The 3,299-nt window shown below is 67.7% G+C and carries 5 protein-coding genes; 1 reads left to right on the top strand and 4 read right to left on the bottom strand.

Going from position 1 to position 3,299, the window contains the following annotated elements; translation table 11 throughout:
- Window positions 1-1,032 (bottom strand): methylenetetrahydrofolate--tRNA-(uracil(54)-C(5))-methyltransferase (FADH(2)-oxidizing) TrmFO (gene trmFO / locus VF697_RS27240; protein ID WP_331099648.1); only part of this gene is annotated, 1,032 nt, incomplete at its 3' end.
- 274 nt (window positions 1,033-1,306) lie between these two features.
- Here trmFO and VF697_RS27235 point away from each other — a divergent pair.
- Window positions 1,307-1,693, top strand: coding sequence for a TraR/DksA C4-type zinc finger protein (locus tag VF697_RS27235; RefSeq protein WP_331099647.1), 387 nt, complete (start codon window positions 1,307-1,309; stop codon window positions 1,691-1,693).
- A gap of 34 nt (window positions 1,694-1,727) precedes the next feature.
- On the opposite strand, the gene VF697_RS27230 is transcribed toward VF697_RS27235, so the two are convergent.
- The 3 genes from VF697_RS27230 to VF697_RS27220 all read right to left on the bottom strand — a co-directional run.
- Window positions 1,728-2,318 carry an ExbD/TolR family protein gene (locus VF697_RS27230; protein WP_331099646.1) on the bottom strand — a complete coding sequence of 197 codons (591 nt, stop codon included), beginning with the start codon at window positions 2,316-2,318 and terminating at the stop codon, window positions 1,728-1,730.
- Between the two features lie 2 nt (window positions 2,319-2,320).
- Window positions 2,321-2,845 carry a biopolymer transporter ExbD gene (locus VF697_RS27225; RefSeq protein WP_331099645.1) on the bottom strand — a complete coding sequence of 175 codons (525 nt, stop codon included), beginning with the start codon at window positions 2,843-2,845 and terminating at the stop codon, window positions 2,321-2,323.
- Between the two features lie 16 nt (window positions 2,846-2,861).
- Window positions 2,862-3,299, bottom strand: a 438-nt coding sequence (locus VF697_RS27220) for a MotA/TolQ/ExbB proton channel family protein (protein WP_331099644.1), incomplete at its 5' end; no start/stop codon positions are given.

Here is a 3,299-nt window from a genome sequence, read left to right as displayed (position 1 = left end):
AATCTGTCCCGCGAAGAAGAGGCGCGACTCCGCCTTGAGCGACAGGTCGCGCTGCAGCAGCCGCGGCGCGTCGATGAAGGTGTTGCGGTGGATCTGCCCCATCCGCAGGAACTCGGCGGTGGCCAGACCCGGGATGCAGGTGCTGAAGATGCGCTTCTGGTCACCCCAGGTGAGGCGCGTCTGGAAGCCCACCATGTTCCACGCCGTCCCCGCCTTGTCCTCCATGCGCAGCTGCACCACCGCGTAGGGCTGCTCGCCCGTGCGCGGATCCTTCAGCCCCACGGGCTTCAGCGGCCCGAAGGCCAGCGTGTCATCGCCTCGATCGACCATCACCTCGATGGGCAGACACCCTTCGAAGTATCTGGGTTCCTCGAAACTGTGCGGCTGGACCTTCTGGCCCGCCTTCACCTCGGCGATGAAGCGGTAGTACTCCTCCCGGTTCATCGGCAGGTTGATGTAGTCGTCCCCGCCGCCCTTGCCGTAGCGGCTCGCCCGGAAGGCGACATTCATGTCGATGGAGTCCCCCGACACGATGGGGGCGAGCGAGTCGTAGAAATAGAGCTTCTCGCCCACGTAGCGCTCGAGGTCCTTCGTCAGCGCGTCCGAGGTGAGCGGCCCGGTGGCCACCACGACGAGGCCGTCGGGCAGTGCGTCCACCTCGCCATTGACCACCTCCACGCCGGGGGCCTCGCGCACCGAGTGCGTCACCGCCGCCGAGAAGGCCTCGCGCTCCACGGCCAGCGCGTCGCCCGCCGGCACCCGGTGTGCGTCCGCGCACCCCAGAATCACCGACGAGAGCGTCCGCAGCTCCGCGTGCAGCAGGCCGATGGCGCTCTCCGGGTTATCCGAGCGCAACGAGTTGGAGCACACCAGCTCGGCGAACTGGTCCGTCTTGTGCGCCGGCGAGCGCTTCTGCGGCTTCATCTCCCGCAGCGTCACTGGCACCCCGCGGCGCGCCAGCTGGTAGGCGCACTCGCTGCCCGCCAGGCCACCGCCAATCACCGTCACCCGCTGAAACTTCACGTCCTGCATCACGCTCTCCACGGGCCGTCTCCTGGCCCATCCGGCAACTGTTAGCAGGCGCGCCCCCACCTGTCCCACCTTCTCACTCCTGCGTGTCCACCACCCGGGCGCCCGACCCCTGCTCCCCTGCCTGCTCCTCGGCCATCCGACAAGTAGGAGAAACAGAAACAGTTTCCCTACCTCGCTCTGGCTCCTAGCTTTCCCCCGTTCATCGCGCGGGAAATCAGGCCGGGCGACGCAGTGCATCATCGACGCAGCGCACCTTTGATGGAGCGACAGGGCCATGGACCGAGCCAACGACCTTTTGAAGATTCGCGAGCTGCTCCAGAGACGTCGGCGGGACATCCTCAACGCGAGCATGGGGGCGCAGCGTGAATTGACGGCGCTGAAGAACCAGGACCGCGACCCCGAGTACGAGGAGAACGCCCAGACGGAGCTGGCCGACTACACGCTCTCCAGCTTGATGGAGGCCCAGCGACGCGAGGTGATGCTCATCGATGCCGCGCTGCGTCGCATGGACACGGGCGTGTTCGGCGCCTGCGTGGACTGCGGCTTCGACATCCCCATCGAGCGGCTGGAGGCCCTGCCCTTCGCCATCCGGTGCGAGGAAGACGCGACGCGCCACGAGCTGGATCTGCGCGGCGGCCCGCAGGCCACCCCGTCCTTCTAGGCCGGAGCGGAGGGCGCCCGGAGCCCGGGGCGCCCTACCGCGGCTTGCCCTCGTCTTGGAGGACGACGAAGCGGTAGTTCTCCAGCTCGTTCTGGCCCGCCGTGTAGAGCACGGTGAGGAGCATGTCGTACGGGACGCTCTTGTCCGCGATGATGGACAGCTCCCGGTTGAAGGGCGCCGCCGGGTTGCGCTCGGCGATGTACTTGAGCTTCTCCACTTCCTTCTTGAGCTGCGCGTCGAGCGGCACCACCAGCCGGCCCTGAAGGGCCTCGGGCGGCAGCTGCCCGTTCTTCAGGCGCAGCACCTCCCGCTCCCCCACGAGGATGTTCTTGGGGGTGACGGTGACGGCCACGGTGTCCTTGGGCGTGGCGCGCGTGGAGGACACGGGCGGCCGCACGTCCTCGCTGGCCGTCAGCGACGCCGAGGACGAGGCGAAGGACTTGAGGAGGAACACCAGGAGGATGGTCATCATGTCCATCATCGCGGTGATGTTCAGCTCCTTGATCTCCCCGGCCGCCTCGCGCTCCTTGCGCTTCTTGCGCGCCAGCGCCTTGCGGTAGCGCATCCGCCGCAGCGCCTCGTCGTCCACCGGCACCTGGGGGGTGCTCTCGCCCGGCGTCGACATGGCTAGAGGGCTCCGAGGGTGACGTCCGGGAAGAGCAGGCGGTGCGACGTGTCCTGCGTCTCGCGGAGGGCGTCCATGGTCTGGATGAGCGCGTCGTAGGGCGTGTCCGGGTCCGCGGCGACGATGACCTTGGTCTCGGTGGGGAAGGCGCCCTTGATCTTCACCATCTGCGCGTTGAGGGCGGCGTAGTCGTACGAGCCATCCGCCCGGGTGGGGATGGTGGGGGCGCCGTCCTGGCCGAGGATGGCGTTCTCGCTGTTGACGAAGTGCCCCTTCTTGCTGATGAGCACGCTGAGCACCAGGCGCGGCGGCTGGTCCGGGACGTCCTGCGCGGCCACGTCGGTGCTGGGGGCTCCGTAGTTCGGCGCGCTCACGTTGAGGATGCCGAAGGAGGCCAGCCCGGTGATGGACAGCAGCATGAAGAGGATGAGGTTCATGAGGATGTCGAGGTACGGGACGATGTTGAGCTCGCCCGCCTCCTCTTCCTCACGAGGCTTCAGCTTCCTCCTGGAGTAATGGAACGCCATGGGCCCCTCCGGCGCCTCAGGCGGCGCGGGCCTCGTCGAGGGTCGTCTCGCCCGCGGCGCGGCGCGCCAGCATGTTCTCCAGCTTGAGGGCGTTGAGCTCCATGCTCTCCACCATGCTCTTGGCGTACGAGGTGAGGAACAGGTGGAAGATGATGCACAGCACCGCGATGGAGAGCGCGAAGGCGGTGTTGTTCATCGCCTTGGAGATACCGTCCGACAGCAGGGCCTGCTTCTGCTCCGCGGGCACGTTGCCGAGCGCCTGGAAGGTACCGATCAGACCGAAGATGGTGCCGACGAGGCCCACCAGGGTGGCGATGTTCGCGAGCGACCACAGCCACGGAATCCGCGCGCCCACGTGCGGGCTGTTCTCCACGAGCGCCTCCTCCACCGCCTTGGCGACCTCAATCTCGCCGCGGTGGGCCCGGGTGAGGCCGGCGCGGATGATCTTCGCGAG

This window comes from Archangium sp. (genome assembly GCF_036388035.1).
Classification (GTDB): Bacteria; Myxococcota; Myxococcia; order Myxococcales; family Myxococcaceae; genus Archangium.
The sequence above is the reverse complement of the archived record's forward strand: the minus strand, read 5'-3'. Positions and strand labels throughout refer to the sequence as shown.

Excerpts from the sequence above, each read along its gene's own strand:
- VF697_RS27235 (WP_331099647.1), top strand. The coding sequence starts at position 1,307 with ATGGACCGAGCCAACGACCTTTTGAAGATTCGCGAGCTGCTCCAGAGA.
- VF697_RS27230 (WP_331099646.1), bottom strand. The coding sequence starts at position 2,318 with ATGTCGACGCCGGGCGAGAGCACCCCCCAGGTGCCGGTGGACGACGAG.
- VF697_RS27225 (WP_331099645.1), bottom strand. The coding sequence starts at position 2,845 with ATGGCGTTCCATTACTCCAGGAGGAAGCTGAAGCCTCGTGAGGAAGAG.